Annotated in this window: 17 protein-coding genes and 1 pseudogene; 2 read left to right on the top strand and 16 right to left on the bottom strand. The window is 37.7% G+C overall.

The features are described 5' to 3' along the window. From RYO55_RS05320 to polA, 13 genes are all read right to left on the bottom strand, one after another. Complete coding sequence (locus tag RYO55_RS05320) at positions 1-933, bottom strand: bifunctional riboflavin kinase/FAD synthetase (RefSeq protein WP_278466674.1); 933 nt, start codon at positions 931-933, stop codon at positions 1-3. 2 nt (positions 934-935) lie between these two features. Then, the gene (gene truB / locus RYO55_RS05315) at positions 936-1,877 is read right to left on the bottom strand and encodes a tRNA pseudouridine(55) synthase TruB (protein ID WP_295815047.1); all 942 of its coding nucleotides are present in this window, start codon (positions 1,875-1,877) and stop codon (positions 936-938) included. Then, entirely contained in the window at positions 1,877-2,821 is a 945-nt protein-coding gene (locus tag RYO55_RS05310) for a bifunctional oligoribonuclease/PAP phosphatase NrnA (protein ID WP_314984491.1), read from the bottom strand. The genes truB and RYO55_RS05310 overlap by 1 nt, the downstream gene beginning before the upstream one ends. Before the next feature lie 17 nt (positions 2,822-2,838). After that, positions 2,839-3,195 (bottom strand): 30S ribosome-binding factor RbfA, encoded by a 357-nt coding sequence (gene rbfA / locus RYO55_RS05305; protein WP_314984489.1) that lies wholly within the window; start codon positions 3,193-3,195, stop codon positions 2,839-2,841. A 9-nt stretch (positions 3,196-3,204) separates the two neighbouring features. Continuing rightward, positions 3,205-5,673 carry a translation initiation factor IF-2 gene (infB, locus tag RYO55_RS05300; RefSeq protein ID WP_314984487.1) on the bottom strand — a complete coding sequence of 823 codons (2,469 nt, stop codon included), beginning with the start codon at positions 5,671-5,673 and terminating at the stop codon, positions 3,205-3,207. A gap of 15 nt (positions 5,674-5,688) precedes the next feature. Continuing rightward, a complete protein-coding gene (locus RYO55_RS05295) occupies positions 5,689-5,994 on the bottom strand; it encodes a ribosomal L7Ae/L30e/S12e/Gadd45 family protein (protein ID WP_314984486.1) in 306 nt (101 codons plus the stop codon). A 12-nt stretch (positions 5,995-6,006) separates the two neighbouring features. Further along, on the bottom strand, positions 6,007-6,276 hold the full coding sequence (rnpM, locus tag RYO55_RS05290) for an RNase P modulator RnpM (RefSeq protein WP_021148062.1): 270 nt from the start codon (positions 6,274-6,276) through the stop codon (positions 6,007-6,009). A gap of 2 nt (positions 6,277-6,278) precedes the next feature. Continuing rightward, complete coding sequence (gene nusA / locus RYO55_RS05285; protein WP_118091522.1) at positions 6,279-7,355, bottom strand: transcription termination factor NusA; 1,077 nt, start codon at positions 7,353-7,355, stop codon at positions 6,279-6,281. Positions 7,356-7,372: 17 nt separating this feature from the next. After that, positions 7,373-7,831, bottom strand: a complete 459-nt coding sequence (rimP, locus tag RYO55_RS05280; protein WP_118091521.1) for a ribosome maturation factor RimP — start codon at positions 7,829-7,831, stop codon at positions 7,373-7,375. 264 nt (positions 7,832-8,095) lie between these two features. Further along, positions 8,096-8,791 (bottom strand): hypothetical protein, encoded by a 696-nt coding sequence (locus RYO55_RS05275; protein WP_227036861.1) that lies wholly within the window; start codon positions 8,789-8,791, stop codon positions 8,096-8,098. Continuing rightward, on the bottom strand, positions 8,775-9,329 hold the full coding sequence (locus RYO55_RS05270) for a lytic transglycosylase domain-containing protein (protein WP_118091519.1): 555 nt from the start codon (positions 9,327-9,329) through the stop codon (positions 8,775-8,777). The genes RYO55_RS05275 and RYO55_RS05270 overlap by 17 nt, the downstream gene beginning before the upstream one ends. Positions 9,330-9,493: 164 nt before the next feature. Continuing rightward, complete coding sequence (gene coaE, locus RYO55_RS05265; protein ID WP_295815071.1) at positions 9,494-10,096, bottom strand: dephospho-CoA kinase; 603 nt, start codon at positions 10,094-10,096, stop codon at positions 9,494-9,496. Between the two features lie 29 nt (positions 10,097-10,125). Continuing rightward, a complete protein-coding gene (gene polA, locus RYO55_RS05260) occupies positions 10,126-12,747 on the bottom strand; it encodes a DNA polymerase I (protein WP_314984484.1) in 2,622 nt (873 codons plus the stop codon). A 267-nt stretch (positions 12,748-13,014) separates the two neighbouring features. Between polA and rpsT the strand changes: the two genes are divergently transcribed. Continuing rightward, the gene (rpsT, locus tag RYO55_RS05255; protein ID WP_004692998.1) at positions 13,015-13,275 is read left to right on the top strand and encodes a 30S ribosomal protein S20; all 261 of its coding nucleotides are present in this window, start codon (positions 13,015-13,017) and stop codon (positions 13,273-13,275) included. 145 nt (positions 13,276-13,420) lie between these two features. Next, positions 13,421-15,625, top strand: coding sequence for an RNA ligase (locus tag RYO55_RS05250; protein WP_314984483.1), 2,205 nt, complete (start codon positions 13,421-13,423; stop codon positions 15,623-15,625). 115 nt (positions 15,626-15,740) lie between these two features. Here RYO55_RS05250 and ade read toward each other — a convergent pair whose 3' ends face one another. The 3 genes and pseudogenes from ade to RYO55_RS05235 all read right to left on the bottom strand — a co-directional run. Continuing rightward, positions 15,741-17,414, bottom strand: a complete 1,674-nt coding sequence (ade, locus tag RYO55_RS05245; protein ID WP_314984482.1) for an adenine deaminase — start codon at positions 17,412-17,414, stop codon at positions 15,741-15,743. Positions 17,415-17,427: 13 nt separating this feature from the next. After that, complete coding sequence (locus tag RYO55_RS05240; RefSeq protein ID WP_278469402.1) at positions 17,428-18,741, bottom strand: NCS2 family permease; 1,314 nt, start codon at positions 18,739-18,741, stop codon at positions 17,428-17,430. A gap of 233 nt (positions 18,742-18,974) precedes the next feature. Next, positions 18,975-19,114 (bottom strand): annotated as a pseudogene (locus RYO55_RS05235) (phosphopentomutase); the annotation flags it as partial.

Here is a 19,114-nt window from a genome sequence, read left to right as displayed (position 1 = left end):
TTATGCATTAGCTAAAATAGCTAGCGCCTGTTCTTCATCTATCTTCATCTGATCGATAAGATCTTGTAAGTTATTAAATTTAACTTCCCCTCTAATATAAGAAATAAATTGTACAATTACTTCTTTTCCATATATGTCCTGGTCAAAGTTAAAAACGTGCACTTCACATCTATGATACTGATTTTTAAAGGTTGGATTATCTCCAATATTACCTACCCCATCATACCAAATACCATCAATACACACGCGATTAGCATAGACTCCATCTGGAGGTGTAGCCATTTCATTAGGAAGTAAAAGATTTAATGTAGGGAATCCTAATGTGCGTCCTCGTTGATCGCCTTTAATCACAGTGCCTTTAAATTGGAATGGTCTACCTAACCAATGATTAGCATCTTCTAAACGTCCATCATGAATAGCCTTTCTTATTTCTGTACTAGAAATAGGCGTACTAAGACCATCACATGGTAATAAGGGCTGCACAAGAACTCGTATATTCTTATTTGCTACCACCTGTTTCATATATTCTGGATTACCTAGACCTTTTGCACCAAAAGTAAAGTTTTCACCAATTACAATGGCTTCCACATTCATATCAGTGCAAAGATCATGTAAAAATTCATCTGCACTCATGTTAAGTAGTGCTTCAGTCATAGGCAATCGCAAAATATAGTCTACGTTGAGTTCTTCTAACACAGTATCCATAATCTCTTCTTGAATCACCCGTTTAGGCACCCTATCTGGATGTAATATAGTCAACGGATGATGCTCGAAGGTGATGATGATACTTACGCCATTGACTGATGTAGCCTCTTCAACAGTCTTACGTATAACTCGTTGATGACCTCGATGAATGCCATCAAAGGTACCAAGGGCATATACTTTTGTATCTTTGATTTGACGTAGTTCATCAAACGAATGTATTTGCTTCATACTTATCCTTCAATAAAAATATTTTTTTCCACTTTTAATGTGTGGTTTGTTCGTTTCATAATACCAATAAAACCATTCGGTCCATAGGCTCTATAAAAATTATCTGGTTCGGTAAAAGAAAATTCCCTTTCAATAGGTAATTCCTTCCCTTGCACCATCATCCTTAATTGTACACTATTTACAGTCACTTTTGAAAGATGAGAAACCGCCGTATCCGTTGGTAATAAAAGGCTTTCACCATGTAACATTAATTCTTCAGCTATCTTAGCAGAACTGATCTCAAAAGGTCCTACTTGAGTACGTGCCAAAGAAGTCATCGTGCCAGGTATACCTAAAGCAATACAAATATCGCGTAATAATGAGCGAATATAAGTCCCGCCTGAGCAAGTCACGCGAATCGTAAAAAAAGGAAATCCATAAGCAATGAGCTCAATATTTTTAATATGAATTTGACGTAATGGCAGTTCTACAGGAATACCTTTACGAGCATATTCATAAGCTCGAATGCCATTTACTTTAATAGCTGAATACTTAGACGGTCTTTGGTCCTGAATACCTGCAAATTTTTTCAAGATACTAACCAGTTCTTCAAAGGTTGGTTTAACCATAGTTGCTGAGATTTCTGTAGATTGAATAACTTGATTCAATACAACACCATCACGCAATACCATATCATTATCTGGCAATACAGTTTGTCCAGAACTATCTTCAGTATCTGTAAAAGTTCCAAATTTACATTCAGCTACATAGGTTTTATCAAAACCCTCCGTGTATTCTATAAGGCGTGTTGCCTTTCCAAGAAATACAGGTAACACACCATAAGCCATAGGATCTAATGTACCACTATGTCCAATGCGCTTTTCTTTTAAAATACGACGACAAATAGCAACGGCGTCATGACTCGTAATACCAGGTGGTTTTAAAAAAGGTAAAACCCCATCCATTACTTAATCACCTCAATGAGAGCCTGTTTTGCTTCTTGTAACGGCAAATTAATAGTACACCCAGCAGCACGAATATGACCACCTCCACCAAAATGGCTTGCTACAGCGTTCACATCAATACCTTTAGAACGTAAACTTATACGTGTTCTATTATCAGCTTCTACTTTTAATAAAATTGCCACATCTACAGTATCAACATTTCTAATAATGTCTACAAAACCATCTGTATCATCGCCAAGAATATTCATGGCCTCACGATTTAGCTCGATAGTAGCAACTGTATTATTCTTATGAAACTCGATAGTTTGCATAACTTGTTTTGTTAACTCTAAGCGACTGGCAGATACGGCTTCAATCGTTTCAGAAATAACATTTGGTCTAGCCCCTGCAGCTACACATTTAGCAGCCATCTCAAGGGTATTCGCCGTAGTATTACTAAACTTAAAGAAACCGCAGTCCGTAGCTATCGCCATATATAATGCGGTACCCATAGACTCAGTGATAGGCCAATTCCATTTTGTACATAAGTCGGTAACAATTTCACCAGTAGCAGCAAAATCAGGCTTTAAATATAGATGATCAGCAAATTCTGTATTAGAAATATGGTGATCTATATTAAAAATAGGTGCACTCCAAAGTGCACCTACTTTGCCAATTCGCTCATACGTGCTAGCATCCAAAACCATTAGCATATCAATATCAACTGGATTAGTTTCAAAATAGGCGACATTATGGATGTGGTCCGTATGCCGTAAGAATGAGTACTTCTCAGGAACTACATCATCTACTACCATATATACAGTTTTACCTTGCCCCACAAGGGCTTCGTAAAAGGCTACCATGGATCCGATAGCATCGCCATCAGGTCTAACATGGACGGTTAGCATAATAGAATTAGCTTCACACAGAGCCATATGTAATTGATTAATAGTAATCTTACTCATGTTCTGTATCCTTTGTTTTAATTTATTTCTTCGTCCTTTTTAATTTCGTTCAAAAGGGATTCAATATGCATGCTATAGTCCAAGGACGTATCCTTATCAAATGTGATGGAAGGAATATGTCGCAATTTAAGTACCTTTCCAAGCTCGGTACGAATATGTCCAGCCGCATGCTTTAATGCGATAAGGGTATCTTGTTTTTCCTTATCGGAACCAAACAAGGAAACATAAATCGTAGCTTCACGCAAATCACCTGTTACATGAACATCAGTAATTGTGGTAAAACCGATGCGAGGATCTTTCAATCCACGCATCAACATTTGACTTACCTCTTGCTTGATAAATTCTTGTAATTTTCTGACACGAACATCACTCATATAAGCCTCCTATAATTGAGGTGCAATTTCTTCCATCAAGTATGCTTCAATAACGTCGCCTTCCTTGATGTCGCGATATCCTTCTAAGGAGATACCACATTCAAAGGATGTTTTAACTTCCTTAACTTCATCTTTAAATCGACGTAAAGAATCAACCTTACCTTCAAATACAACGATGCCGTCACGAATTAAACGAACTTCAGAGTCGTTAGTAATACGACCTTCCGTTACATAAGAGCCAGCTACAATAGCCTTTGGGGTAGAAATAACTTGACGCACTTCTGCACGACCTACCACAACCTCTTTAAATTGAGGTGCCAACATACCGCGCATAGCAGATTCAACATCATTGATAGCATCATAAATTACACGATATGTACGCAAATCAACCTTTTCTTGTTCTGCTGCACGTCGAACATTAGCATCAGGGCGTACATTAAAGCCCATTACAATCGCATTAGATGCAGATGCCAACATGATATCCGATTCATTAATAGCACCTACTGCAGCATGAACGATAACAATACGTACCTCAGAGTTTTTAATGCCTTCTAAAGATTGACGCAATGCTTCTACAGAACCTTGAACATCGGCTTTGATAATGATATTAAGATCCTTCAACTCGCCTTGTTGAATTTGATTAAAAATATCATCTAATGTGACTTTATGTGTGGCTTGTAATTCTTGAACCCGTTGTTTAGCAATACGTTTTTCAGCAATTGCACGTGCTTCGTTATCATCCATACCATTTATAATTTCACCAGCTTGTGGAACTTCGGAGAAGCCCAAAATTTCTACCGGCATAGACGGACGAGCAACTTTTACTTTTTCACCGCGTTCATTTGTCATAGCACGTACTTTACCGTATGCAGTACCCGCAAGTACTGTATCACCTACACGAAGAGAACCTTTCTGTACCAAGACAGTACATACGGCACCACGACCTTTATCAAGTTGAGCCTCGATAACTACGCCATATGCCTTACGGTTAGGGTTCGCTTTCAATTCCATAACTTCTGCTACGAGCAAGATATTTTCAAGTAAGTCATCAATACCTTGTTTTTGTTTAGCAGATACTGGAACCATGATTACATCGCCACCCCATTCTTCTGGTAAAAGGCCATGTTCAGACAATTGTTGTTTAACATGGTCTGGGTTAGCACCTGGTTTATCCATTTTGTTGATGGCTACAATAATAGGTACATCTGCGGACTTCGCATGATTAATAGCCTCGATAGTCTGCGGCATTACACCGTCGTCGGCAGCGACTACAAGAACTGCAATATCCGTGGATTTCGCACCGCGTAGACGCATAGCAGTAAATGCTTCATGACCTGGTGTATCAAGGAATGTGATTTTATTATCCTTGTAGCGAACTTGGTACGCACCAATATGTTGAGTGATACCACCAGCTTCGCCAGCTGTTACATTAGTTTGACGAATTACGTCCAACAAGGATGTTTTACCATGGTCAACGTGACCCATGATAGTTACTACAGGAGGTCGTGGTTTTAATGTTTCTGGTGCATCTTCAATTTCAATAACATCTGTAGGGTCTTCTTCAGGTTCTACTTCAGTTACAGTTACACCAAACTCTTCAGCCACGATAGTAGCTGTATCTACATCAACCTCTTGATTAATGCTGGCCATAACACCTAAAAGCATCAATTTTTTGATGATTTCAGATACTTCGCGACCCATTTTTTCAGCTAAGTCTTTAACAGTTAGAGGCCCGCTCAATTCAATTTCTGTAGCAATTGCTGCTTCAGCTTTACGTTCAGCTTCTGCTTTTTGTTGTAGGTACTGCTCGTTACGATGTTTTACGCGATTTTTCTTTTTTTGCATAGATGTAGATAACAAGGATTGGGGGCGGTTATTACCACCTTTTTTATTTTTCTTGTTACGGCGATCATTATTAGAATTGCGGTTATCGTTATTGCGGTTATCGCTATTACGATTATCGTTGTTTCGATTGTCATTGTTACGCACATCATTAGAACGACCGTTATTACGGTTATCATTATTGCGGGTATTATTAGGGCGATTATTAGCACGGTCTCCACCATGTTGCTTACCATCGGATTTGCGTGTAGGCTCAGAGATTTGTACATGACGGACATTGCCTTTTTTATGGTCCTTTTGTTTAGATTGATCGTCTTGTTTTTGACTAGCTTGTTTGTGTTTATCTTTTTTCTGTTCGTTAGAACGATTTGAATGCTGTTGTTTATGTGATGCAGCTTCTTGTTTATGAGCTGCAGTTGGAGCAGATTTCGATTCTACCTTTTTTTCTGTTTTTTGTGCTACTTTAGGAGCTTCAGATTTTTTACCTAATTGTTTTTTTACAATTTCATAACCTGAATCATCTACAGAATTAACTGCTTTAGTAACATTAATATTATGTTGTTGCAAGATAGAAATGACCTGCTTACTTTCTACGCCGAACTCTTTGGCGATTTCATGAACGCGCTTTTTGGACATCTACATACCCCCTTATTATCGATCAATCTCTTTAAGTAATGCCTTTGCAAATCCATCATCTAGTACGGCGACTACTACCCTAACTTCCTTACCAATGGCCGTTCCTAAAGCCTCTTTATCGGCAATACTGTGAAGTGGAATGTGATGGGTTTCTGCTAATTGAGTATATTTCTTTTCATTATTGGCTGCACAGTCACCAGCGAGAAGTACCAATTTCGGTTCCTTTCTCTTTATAGCTTTTTCTACGATAAAATCACCAGAAATAACTTTTCCTGCTCGTTGCGCTAAGCCTAAGAGATTTAAAATTTTATCTTCATTCATGTATATCAGTGATTACTCATTCTCTTGTAAATCACGTTGTAACGCTTCATATATCTCTTTAGATACGCTATGCTTTAAGGACCGTTCTAATCGTTTTGCCTTATAGGCCTGCTCAAAACATGACATGGACTCACATAAATAAGCTCCACGTCCTGGTGCTTTACCGCTGCGATCAATAGTGATATTGCCGTCTGGACTCAAGGCTAAGCGAATCAATTCTCGTTTTGCCTTAGGTTCACCACATCCTACGCAAGTACGCATAGGTTGGGATTTTGGTTTCATGACTATTCACCATCCTCAGCATTGCCGAAACCTGTGAAAGGCTCTTCAGCAGCTTGAGTTTCACTTTTAATATCGATTTTCCAGTTAGTCAACTTAGCCGCCAAACGAGCGTTTTGACCAGCTTTACCAATAGCTAAAGATAATTGGTAATCAGGCACTACTACATAAGAAGCTTTTTCTTCTTCGCTTACGTCTACAGATACAACCTTCGCAGGACTCAGGGAGTTAGCAATATAAATTGCTGGATCTTCATCCCATTTAACAATATCTATTTTTTCATCGTGTAATTCATCAACAATATGTTGTACACGTTGTCCTTTAGGACCTACGCAAGCACCTACAGGATCAATATTTTCATCACGACTATATACAGCGATTTTAGAACGCATCCCCGGCTCACGAGCTACAGACTTAAGCTCTACTACGCCTTCAAAGATTTCTGGAACCTCTAGCTCAAATAGACGTTTCAATAAACCTGGATGTGTACGAGAAATCATAATTTGAGGGCCTTTCGTAGTTTTCTTAACCTCTACGATATAGCATTTAATACGATCTCCTTCACGGTATGTTTCTGTAACAATTTGCTCAGTTGGAGGCAAAATCGCTTCCGTTTTACCAAGATTGATAAATACATTTTTACCTTCAACGCGAGTAATAACGCCAGTGATGATGTCGCCTTCACGGCTGTAATACTCTTCGTATACTACACTGCGCTCAGCCTCTTTTAAACGTTGAATGAGCATTTGTTTAGCAGTATGGGCAGCACTACGGCCAAAGTTGGCAGGAGTTACATCTACTTCTACTACATCACCAATCTCAAAACGTTTATCTTTTTTGCGAGCGTCTAACAAGCTGATTTCTGTTTCAGGTAATTCAACAGTTTCCACAACTTGTTTTTTAGCCATTACTTTATAAACGCCTGTTTCGCGGTCAATCACAACGTACGCATCTGGGTTAGATGTTGGTTCTTTACGATATGCTTGCAACAATGCAGCCTCTAAGGATTCAAAAATAACCTCAGGAGCAAAACCTTTTTGCTTTGTAAGCACCATTACCGCTTGAATTAATTCTTGACTCACTCGTATGCCTCCATATATTAAAAATCAAGATGTAATCGAATTTGTGCAATGGTAGAACGTTCAAATGTCATGCTTTCACCATTGATAATAAAGTCGATAGTTGAGTCTGTAAAACCTTGTAATGCACCAGTAAATTGTTTACTGCCATTAATAGCCTTAAACAGCTGAATATCTACGTCACGGCCATTATAGCGAACTAAGTCCTTATCTTTTTTAAGAACTCGATCAAGACCGGGAGAAGATACCTCCAATAAATAGTTTTCCGTAATTGGATCCTTTTCGTCGAGGACAGCACTTAATTTTTCGCTCACCAACTGACAGTCATCCAAATCTACACCACCTGGTTTATCGAGGTAGACACGTAAATACCAATCGCGTTCACGCACATAGTCTACGTCGACGAGTTCCATATCGGTGCCGGCTATAATACCTTCAACTACAGAGGATACAAACTCCTCCACTGCTTCTCTTTTCATAGCCATCGCCTCCTTACTTACTACATCTTGTATATATCTCTTGATTCTAAAATACTCTAAAATTGAGCTAATCATAAATGAAAGAGTGGACATAAGCCCACTCTTTTAAAAGATTTATATAAAAGTCATATATAGTATATCACATTTACTGTGTATATACAAATTCTACGCTTTCTAATGGGCATTAAAGAAACCAATCCCACATAAGTCATTCTATAAAAACAAAAAATGACAAAAAATAGCATAGTTAAATCTATCCAAACTTTAATCAACGCGGTCATTCAAGCCTTTTAGAATAGCACCTAAATGCTCACGCAATAGCACTGCTAAATCATCTAGATGTTTTGCATCTAAATGATGGTCAATTTCTGGATAGCTTTTATAACGAAGTTCCGCAAAGTATTCATCACGCAATTCATTATAATACAATAGTAAGCCTGTACACTCATCCATCTTGCGGTATTCGCCGATGATAAAAGAACCATTAATCATGCGAATCGCATGAGCTGGATCAATATCACGTACAAAGCCTTCTAACTCTTCAGGCATAACTTGTGAGAAGTCCCATTCAAGAATCCCTCGGCGACGATAAGTAAAGGTAAAGTTATTAGAAGGTTCTATTAACATATTGGTTAACCCTTTTACACATCGTTCTTGTAGCCCTGTCCAAAAAGACTCTAAATCGGCTCGCACAAAAGAAATGTCCACAAAGGAAAATAGTGGCATTTCTATATGTACTGTATAGTCCTCTACCTCTTTATCATATAAGGCAGACCAACGCCACCCCAATTCGTTTTGATAGTGGAAAATAGGTACCTTTAAAACGTCTTCACCAGCACTAATACGATTAGATAACGTTGTATAGTCACTTTCAGTAGATGTCACTAATGTGAAGCCTTCAATAGATTGAGGCAACCAAGAATAGTCTAAGGCTTTACAAGCTTCAATTATCGTTTCCATATAATGCCTCATATCTTTCTTGATACTGTAAGACTGCTTTTACATAGCTACGAGTCTCAGGAAATGGAATCGTATCAACCATTCCATTCCAATTATTTTCGTGAATCCACGATTCCACATGACCACGACCAGCATTGTAGGCAGCTAGTGCTAGCACCTGATCCCCATTAAACTCCTTCAGCAAATGACCTAAATACCAAGTACCTAGCTCAATATTTATAGTAGGCTCTTTTAGTTGACGATCTGTATAGTTGCCATGTCCTACTTGTTGTGCCACCCAACGCGCTGTATCTGGCATGAGTTGCATCAATCCAAGCGCACCGGTTTCAGACTCCGCTGTGTTTTTATACTTGCTTTCAGCTAAGATAACACTAGCCACCAAAGATGGCGGCACCTGTTCTTTCTCAGCTGCAGCTATAACTTCCTCTTTATAGTTAAAGGGATACGCGATTTGACGCGCCAAAGGATCATCTAGATGTGTAAAATAAAACCACCCAAGTACGACACAGGATAGTGCCGTTGCCGTTGCACGTTTCATATATCCCCCTTTCTACATATAAATAAACTAAAAATAGTCATCAAAATCTAACATATAACAAATGCTAAACTAATATTATGCTAAGTTTTATGGGCTTATTATACCATTTATTACTATTATTTATATACTAAATTTGACACATAAAATGGCAATTATCGATTTTCTTATAGAGCTGATTCGATACGCTCATTCCAGATGGTATCTAATTGTTCCTTTAAATCCAAAGGTGTACCATTATTATCAATGATTACATCTGCATAAGGACGTTTGTCATCAAGACGCATTTGACTCTTAATACGAGCCAATGCATCCTCTTTGGTAAATCCATTGCGGTTCATTAAGCGCTCAATTTGAGTCGACTCATTCACATATACAAGCCACACCTCGTCCATTATGGTATACCATTCTCCTTCGATGAGTAAGGGAATATCATATAGTAAAACTGGTGTATGTAGTGCCTCATAATGAGCTGTGAGCTCCATAATTCGATTTTGAATATGCTCTTTTAAACAACCATTCAATTGTTGGCGTTTTTTTTCATTATGAAATATAATAGCCCCTAATGCTTCTCGGTTTAATGTCCCATCATCGTGCAATACATCGGTTCCAAAAATAGCCACAATTGCTTCTAGCCCTTTTGTACCAGGCTCTACAACTTCACGAGCCACAATATCAGCATCGATATACGGTATACCTTTATCCTTAAAATATGTAAGAACTGTACTTTTGCCAGATGCAATGCCACCAGTTAAGCCAATTTTAAACATATATACCTTCTATTTATTATAAATATATATTACTTTACTAATGCCCAGTTTTCTGCATGATGTACGTCTACAATAAGAGGTACTTGTAGCTCTACAACAGATTGCATTGTACTGCGTAATAATTCTTCTATAGCTTCTAATTCAGAGTTAACCACTTCAAGTACTAGTTCGTCATGTACTTGTAATAAAAGTCGAGACTTAAAGTTTTGTTCTTCTAATTTTTGCTCCACTTGGTTCATGGCTAACTTAATAATATCTGCAGCAGTACCTTGAATTGGCGTATTCATTGCGGTTCGTTCAGCAAAGGAACGACGGTTAAAGTTACGACTATTAATATCAGGTAACTCGCGTTGACGACCAAACATAGTGCGAACCTTCCCTGTTTCATGAGCCTCTTGAACCATTCGATCCATATATTCTTTAACCTTAGGATAACGGCTAAAGTAAAGATCAATATAGTTTTTAGCTTCACCACGTGTAATACCAAGGTCACGAGATAACCCAAAGTCAGAAATACCGTAAATAATACCGAAGTTAATAGCCTTCGCATGGGAACGTTCTTCACTAGTTACATCATCTTGAGCTTTACCAAGTACCTCTGCCGCTGTAAAGCGATGAATATCCTTACCTTCTACAAAGGCTTTAATCAATGCTTCATCGCCAGATAAGTGAGCTAAAATGCGCAACTCAATTTGGGAATAATCAGCACTCACCAATGTATCATATCCAGCACCCGGATAAAATAAGGCACGAATTTCACGGCCTTTTTCGGTACGAACAGGAATATTTTGCAAGTTCGGATCAGATGAGCTAAGTCGACCTGTAGCCGTAACCATTTGATTGAAAGTCGTATGAATACGACGAGTTTTATCATTGATGAGAACTGCCAAACCTTCGCAATAGGTAGATACTAATTTAGCAACAGAACGGTATGCCAAGATTTTTTCAACAATCGGACTTTCGTGACGAAGCATATCCAGTACTTCTGCATCTGTAGAATAACCAGTTTTGGTTTTCTTGATGATTGGCAAGTTCATCTTTTCAAACAAGATTACACCCAATTGTTTAGGTGAATTGATATTGAAAGTTTCTCCAGCTAGTTCATAAATCTCATCTTGTACTTGAGCTAGTTCCTCTTTAAAGCGAGCCGTTGTTTCCGCCAACTTCTCTGTATCGATATAGATACCATTCTTCTCCATCACTACTAAAGTATGAATCAAAGGCAACTCAATCGTTTCATATAAAGACCATAACTCTTCACGATATGCAGATTCACAAGCTGCTTCGTTCATGGCAAGTAAGGCTTTCACCATGGACACGCATTCTACGTCTACACTACCGCTAGCAATGCTAGGTACAGAGAAACGCTCAGTTAGATATAGATATCCATAATTAGTACGCGTAGGATCTAATAAATACGCAATGAGCGACATATCGTGAACACGAACAGTTTTATCAGCATTAAATAAAGAAATCTCAGCTGGCACATCTGCACCAAAGGCTTCGATAATCTCCTTAGTTTGAGTTGTAACAATGACTTTAGCACCTTGTAATACAGCTAAAACAGCTTTACTATCGTCTGTTTTTACAATAGTATCACCATTAGATAGATACGTATTCGTTACCGTTCTAAATGGTGTTTTTCCATCTAATATAACATGTACTGCTACCGTCTTATCTTTATAGAAGTCGGCTGTTAATTCTTTAGCATCCGCTAAATCATCTAAAGAAATCTCCTCTTGCGGTGCAAATAAAGAGCCTGGATCTCCAAAAGCTGCTTCCTCGCCCCCCATTACTTGAACAATGCGAGGTGTTAATTTTGTAAAGCCTAAAGTTTCAAATAAAGGCTGTACTTCAGAGGTATGGAAGTTTTGTACAAAATCTTCCACTTTATAAGATAACTCCATATCTGTTTTTATTGTTGCCAATTCACGAGATAAGAAGGCTAACTCTTTATTCTCTACGAGGCGCTCTTTTAATTTCTTACCAGAAATATCTTCAATATGTTCGTATACAGATTCAAGATTGCCATATTCGGTAATTAATTTAAGCGCTGTTTTCTCACCTACGCCTGGTACACCTGGAATATTATCGGAAGAGTCACCCATAAGCGCCTTCATTTCGATAACCTTATCAGGACCATAACCATAAAGCTCCTCCATATTATCTAGAGTAACTTCTAACATGTCAGAAATACCTTTTTTAGTTAAGAACACATGGCTATGTTCTGTTACAAGCTGTAAATTATCGCGGTCACCTGTAATAATTTGGACAGCCATTTCAGGGGCTCCAAACTTTTTACTCAAGGATCCAAGGATATCATCCCCTTCAAAACCTTCTTCTTCGATGACACAAATGCCCAATGCTTTTAATACATCTTGAATTAAACTAAATTGTGGACGCAAATCCTCAGGTGCATCTGGACGATTTCCTTTATATTCACTATACATTTCAGTACGGAATGTTTGACGACCTTTATCAAAAGCTACGGCAATATAGTCAGGATTAATTTCTTCATACAATTTAATGAGCATTGTTAAGAAGCCATATACTGCATTCGTTGGTGTTCCCAAAGCGGATTTCAACGGTGGTAATGCAAAAAATGCGCGGAATAACAAACTGCTGCCATCTATAATCATTAATTTTTTCATAATACACCTCACTTAATTCTATTCTTCATTATAACATAAGGATCCTTTTAACTTTCATAAATTAAAATTAATATATTGTTACACTATAAAATGAGTAAGTAATTTGATTTTAAAAATCACATATATGCTTTCATTAATAAACAGTAGAAACTGTTTTACAAATCATGTCATTAAGGAAAATATTGAGCTGAAAAGTCCTTGCGTATCAATATTTGGTATGATATAATCATTCAGGTATAAGAAACGATTTTTAAGGAGGTGACTCAATTGCCAAACATTAAATCCAGTATTAGAAGCGTAAAAACGGATGCTGAACGTCGTGCGAAAAACGCCGCTGTAAAATCTCAAATTCGTACAGCAGCTCGTAAAACCGTTGAAGCTGTTCAAGCAGGCGCAGTAGAAGAAGCAAAACAAGCACTTGTTCATGCTACTAGCGTAATTGATAAAGCAGCCTCCAAAGGTGTACTTCATAAAAACACTGCAGCTCGCAAAAAATCTAACCTTGCAGCTAAAGTAAACGCTTTATAATTTTAAAAGCAAGCAAGACAGTCTCTCGGGGATCCGTTGAGACTGTTTTTTTATGCCCTTTTCATATTTAATTATAGAATAATTTTTCGTTTGTTATACAGTTATATTATTTTACGCCCTATAGGCAGATTAGAGGACTATTACTATGAGAACACTATTATTAATGCGTGGTGCTCCTGCTAGTGGTAAGTCTCAGTGGATTCGTGATAACAATCTTGAGGCTTACACCCTTGAAGCCGATCATTTCCGTATGCTTTTACGTAGCCCTTCCCTTAGTGAGAACGGCTGGTATATTTCACAAGAGGATAATGGTCCAGCATGGAAGCTCCTACTAGATTGTTTAGAAAAACGAATGAGCAATGGCGACTTTGTCGTCTTAGATGCTACCCACACTACATCTAAAGCTGTTAATGCTTACAAAGAATTGCTTAATAAATATAAATATACTGTATATTACTATGAACCAGATACATCCTTGGAGGATTGCTTGGCCCGTAATGCGGCTCGCGCCGATTACAAACGCGTGCCAGAGCAAGTCATTCATCGTATGTACAAAATGATTAAAACAAGTACATTACCAAAGTTTTGTAAAAAAATTAACTCCATTGATGAAATCAACAATTACTTCACGGTTAATCTAACAAATAGATATGATCGAGTGCGTGTTATCGGTGATATTCACGGTTGCTACACCGCATTACAACAAGCTATTACACCATGGGATGAAAAGACATTATACATCTTCTGCGGTGACTATTTAGAACGCGGTATTGAAAACAAAGAAATGATGTATGAAATGATGCATCTCAGCACATTACCTAATACAATTATGTTAGAAGGCAATCACGAGCGACACATTGCAAACTTTGCATTTAATACAAGTTTAGATCGTTCCAAACGCTTTATGAAAGATGTGGTAGCACCGATCATAAAGGATATGACGAAAAAAGAAGTGGAATCACTCCAACGAGAACTGCGACTTTTTTATAAATCACTTCGTCAATGTTATCCTTTTAGCTTTCATGGCAAAAAATATTTAGTTTCCCATGGTGGTATCTCCTATGTGCCGAATATGACCTTCATAGCTACCTCAACCTTTATTAATGGGTTTGGCGCTTACGAAACAAATATCGCTAATATCTATGATACTAATTACGAACAAAACATGTGTCAGGACTTCATTCAAATTCACGGTCATCGTGGCGTTCCAGATGGAAAGTACTCCTTCTGTTTGGAAGGAGAAGTTGAGTTTGGTGGAGAACTAAAATACATTGATATTACAGCTAATACTTTCACAAAAAATGGAATTAAAAACGATGTATATGATAAAGATTATATGCGCCATGAATTCCAAAATATGACACAACACGTCATTTTCACACAAAATGAAGATATTAATATTATTGGCAATTCAAAATTAGTAAAAGTAAAACAGTGTTTCCCTAACCTATATTCCTTGAACTTTACCTCTCGTGTATTTCATAAACGATTATGGAATGAAAGTACAGTACAAGCTCGTGGATTATTTGTGGATCGAATTACAGGAGATGTGAAATTACGTAGTTATAATAAATTCTTTAATCTTGGTGAGCGCCCAGAAACAGAGTTAGATAATCTAGCTAATACTCTCTCCTTCCCAGTTGAAATTAGAACTAAAGAAAATGGTTACCTTACCATTCTTGGCGTTATCAACGAAGAATTAGTATTTGCCTCTAAATCTACAACAGAGGGTATACATGTGGATTTATTTAAAAACCTATTCCATAGATTACCGGAAGGCTTACAAGCAGAAATCAAAGATTTATTAGCACGTAATAGCTGCTCTATGATATTTGAAGTCATCAGCCAAGAGGATACTCATATCATTAAATACGACCAAGATCATCTCTATGTGCTCGATATGATTCAAAATACTCTAGACGTAAATGGTAAACATATAGATGTCCCATTCTCTAGAGAAAAATTATCTGAACTTTATACAATCCTACAAAAATATGACACTGACTTGATTTCCATTGTTAAAACAGTTCAACAAGTTTCTACCATGGATGAGCTTCAAGCCATCATAAATGAGGAGCTAAATTCATTCCATGAATCTGAAGGCTTTGTATTAGTCGATAGCAATGGTTTTATGACTAAATTCAAAGGTCCTTATTATAATATGTGGAAATACAAACGAAATCGCATTCTAGAGCCATATCAAAAATTTGGTAAAATTCCATATGGAAACTGTAAAAATGAAGATGACACTAAATTTGCAGACTTCCTTGGTTCATTAGATTATGATGTAGTATGTAAATCTACCATACTTGATATTAAAGATATGATGGAAAATCAAGGCTTGCTATAATTAAATAAACTCATCCTGTTTCAAGGATAAAAGCAAAAGGGACTGCAACTAGAATGTGGTAAAACCACATTCTGTTACAGCCCCTTTTTATATTAGCTTTTCATTAAACTTAACACTAGAACTCCATCACACCTGTAGTAGTGATTCTAATTTCTGGAATTACAGTTAATGCAAGGAAACTCAAATTAATAAAAGGATCTAGGCCTTTCGGCACGCCCATACCGTAAGCAATATCTTTCATCTTAGCCACTTTTGCATCTACTTCTTCGTGAGGTCGATTTGTGATTAAGCCCATTACTTCAAGAGCTAGTTCTTCTACTACTTTGCCTTCACTAGCAATGACATATCCGCCGCCAATTTCGCGAATACGCTCAATAGCAACCATCATATCTGCATCGTTGTCGCCAACAACAATCAGGTTATGTGAATCATGTGCAAAGGATGACGCAATAGCACCATTTTTTAAATTGAAGCCTTTCAAAATACCGACACCATTTCTACCAGATGCTTTATACCGCTCGATACAAGTTATTTTATTGTACTCAGCATTTGGTTTAAACAATCCATTTTCAACAGGAACCTTCTCAACCGTTTTTTGTGTAACGATTTGTCCAGGCACGATATTAATAATCGCTTGCGGACCTTCAACAAAAATGTCTAATTTTTCCTTTGTGAAAGTACCTATATTAATCGTATGCAGTAATTCAACTGGTACAATCTTCTCTTCTCTTACAAGAACGCGTTCAATCGGTTTTCCTTTATAAAACACCTCGTGAATATCTACACGTTGTTCATCATTAAGGATTACAAGATTAGCACTATAGCCGGGCGCAATAGCGCCTAAATGTTTTAAACCGTAACATGATGCAGGATGAGTGGAGGCCATTTTATAAGCCTGGATTGGTGTCAGTCCCAGCTCAATCGAACGACGAATATTATAGCTGATATGGCCTTCTGAACGAATATCCTCAATATGTTTATCATCTGTACAGAAACCATAACGTTCCGTATTCCCTTGCTCTTCTACAAGCCCTTTCACAATGGAGTCTAGATTATGAGCCGCACTGCCCTCACGAATCCATACATAGATCCCATTTTTAACTTGCTCTTTTGCTTCTTCGTAGGAAATACATTCATGATTTGTAGTAATTCCTGCCAAACGATAACTTGCTACTTGCTCTGGTGAAAGTCCAATAATATGTCCATCCATAATTGTATCTTTAAAATAATCTAACTTTTTCATCATGTAAGGATCACTATTGATAACACTATAACAGTCCATGACTTCACCTAATCCTAAAATACGTGGATTAGCTTGTAGCTTATGTAACATATCGCCATCTAAAATAGCGCCATTATCTTCACCTGGTACAGCGGGCACACAGGATGGAGCCATAACATATACATCACCTTGAGCCGATGCAGTTTCATTGATCATGTACTCAACACCTGCAATACCTGCAACATTGCCTGCTTCATGAGGATCTACTATAAAGCCTAAAGTCCCTACTTGAGATGCTTCAAAGACTAATTCCTTAGGATTTACTAATGTAGACTCTAAATGTAGATGACTGTCGATAAAGCCAGGTACTATATATTTACCGCTATAATCATATTCTGTTTCACCACTATAAGTACCAACACCTATAATCGTATCATTATGAACGGCAATATCTGCTTTCACCCATTCATCGATGAATACATTTAAAACAGATGCCCCCTTCAATACGACAGAAGCCTTGTCCAGCCCCTGTGCCTGTCGAGAAATTTTTGCATTAAATTGTATCATATAAGGATCCTCCTTACATAAAGATTTCTTTCAAAATGAAAATGAGCGCCAAGAAATACATGACACCAGAAACATCTCGATATTTCCCAGTCAGAACCTTAATTAATACATAACTGATGAGACCCCATTCAATACCTACACCTATGGAATAAGCAAAAGGCATCATAATTATAGTTAAGAATGCTGGTAATCCTTCAGAAATATCACCGAAGTTTATATCTTTAACAGAGGCCATCATAAATAGACCTACTACGATAAGTACCGGAGCAGTAGCCGCTACAGGAATAACCATGAGTAACGGCGCTAAAAATAAGGATGCTATAAAGAGTCCTGCAATGGTTAAAGCGGTCAAGCCTGTACGGCCGCCCTCTGCGATACCCGCTGCCGATTCAACAGCTACAATGTGAGGAGATGTACCTAGTGCACTACCAATGATAGTGCCTAATGCAGATACTTTCATACAAGAGCTTTGTACACCCAACTGTTTATCTTGAGGCACCTCAGCTTGATTCGTAAGACCAATCAATACGCCAACTACATTAAATAAATTAACGAACAAGAACGTAAAGGCCACAAATACCATATCTACAGATAAAAGTTCGCTCATATCATAATGAAACCAAATCGGTGCCAACGATGGTGGCATAGAAAATATCGTCGACGGCAACTTTGTAATCCCACAGAAGAACCCAACAACCGCAGCAATGATAACGGCTAAAAATATTCCGCCTTTTACATTGCGCCCCGTAAAAACGGCGATTAATATGATTCCCAAAATGGATATCAAGCTAGATGGCGCCTGTAAGTCCCCAATGCTCACAATAGTAGCAGGATTGCTGACGATAAGTCCTGCACTACTAAGACCAATGAGAGCGATAAACAAGCCGATGCCCGCTGTTACAGCCAATTTAATCGTATGCGGTATGGCATTAAACAGATATTCTTTTAACGGTGTAACTGCGATTAGTAAAAATGCTAAACCTGCGATTAATTGAGCCGTTAACGCAAAGGCAAAGCTATGTCCCATTTGGACCACAATAGTGTAAGCAAAAAATGCATTGATACCCATACCAGATAAGCCGGCGAATGGCATATTGCTATATAAAGCTAGCAATAATGTCATAATAATAGCACTAACAGCCGTTGCCGTGAATACGGCGCCTACATCCATACCGGCAGCGCCAAGAATAGCAGGATTTACAGCTAATACATAAGAAACGCAAAGAAATGTAGTGGCCCCCGCAAATAACTCTCTCGATACGGATGAGCCCCGTTCTGAAATCTTGAATACTTTGTCCCATACACTACCTTGTACTTGTTCTCTCATAATGATTCCTCCTCTCGTACTTACGATCATGGGTGTATTCTCTTATACTTATATATTTCCACATATAAGTAAGAATTTCCTGTTTTTCACTAAAATTCTTCTCTATAAAAAATACCGCAGTATGTATTTAACTCAATTAAAGTAAATATATACTGCGGTATTTCGCATATGTAATTATTTATAAAATCAATAATGTAAAGCTATTCAACTCTACATAAATATAAAATCTAGATCTATCCCTTCAGAGAATCTAAAAATGAAGTCCCAATCCCCCATTGTTTCAATCCAAAGTTTTGCAATATGGTTTCCCCTATATCTGCAAAACTATGTCTATCACCCAAAGCTACTGAATGACTCATACTTGGACTATAAG

Source organism: uncultured Veillonella sp. (genome assembly GCF_963551295.1).
Taxonomy (GTDB): Bacteria; Bacillota; Negativicutes; order Veillonellales; family Veillonellaceae; genus Veillonella.
Note: the sequence above shows the minus strand (reverse complement) of the source record. Positions and strands in the feature narration are given on the sequence as shown.

Excerpts from the sequence above, each read along its gene's own strand:
- RYO55_RS05320 (WP_278466674.1), bottom strand. The coding sequence starts at position 933 with ATGAAGCAAATACATTCGTTTGATGAACTACGTCAAATCAAAGATACA.
- truB (WP_295815047.1), bottom strand. The coding sequence starts at position 1,877 with ATGGATGGGGTTTTACCTTTTTTAAAACCACCTGGTATTACGAGTCAT.
- RYO55_RS05310 (WP_314984491.1), bottom strand. The coding sequence starts at position 2,821 with ATGAGTAAGATTACTATTAATCAATTACATATGGCTCTGTGTGAAGCT.
- rbfA (WP_314984489.1), bottom strand. The coding sequence starts at position 3,195 with ATGAGTGATGTTCGTGTCAGAAAATTACAAGAATTTATCAAGCAAGAG.
- infB (WP_314984487.1), bottom strand. The coding sequence starts at position 5,673 with ATGTCCAAAAAGCGCGTTCATGAAATCGCCAAAGAGTTCGGCGTAGAA.
- RYO55_RS05295 (WP_314984486.1), bottom strand. The coding sequence starts at position 5,994 with ATGAATGAAGATAAAATTTTAAATCTCTTAGGCTTAGCGCAACGAGCA.
- rnpM (WP_021148062.1), bottom strand. The coding sequence starts at position 6,276 with ATGAAACCAAAATCCCAACCTATGCGTACTTGCGTAGGATGTGGTGAA.
- rimP (WP_118091521.1), bottom strand. The coding sequence starts at position 7,831 with ATGAAAAGAGAAGCAGTGGAGGAGTTTGTATCCTCTGTAGTTGAAGGT.
- RYO55_RS05275 (WP_227036861.1), bottom strand. The coding sequence starts at position 8,791 with ATGGAAACGATAATTGAAGCTTGTAAAGCCTTAGACTATTCTTGGTTG.
- RYO55_RS05270 (WP_118091519.1), bottom strand. The coding sequence starts at position 9,329 with ATGAAACGTGCAACGGCAACGGCACTATCCTGTGTCGTACTTGGGTGG.
- coaE (WP_295815071.1), bottom strand. The coding sequence starts at position 10,096 with ATGTTTAAAATTGGCTTAACTGGTGGCATTGCATCTGGCAAAAGTACA.
- polA (WP_314984484.1), bottom strand. The coding sequence starts at position 12,747 with ATGAAAAAATTAATGATTATAGATGGCAGCAGTTTGTTATTCCGCGCA.
- RYO55_RS05250 (WP_314984483.1), top strand. The coding sequence starts at position 13,421 with ATGAGAACACTATTATTAATGCGTGGTGCTCCTGCTAGTGGTAAGTCT.
- ade (WP_314984482.1), bottom strand. The coding sequence starts at position 17,414 with ATGATACAATTTAATGCAAAAATTTCTCGACAGGCACAGGGGCTGGAC.
- RYO55_RS05240 (WP_278469402.1), bottom strand. The coding sequence starts at position 18,741 with ATGAGAGAACAAGTACAAGGTAGTGTATGGGACAAAGTATTCAAGATT.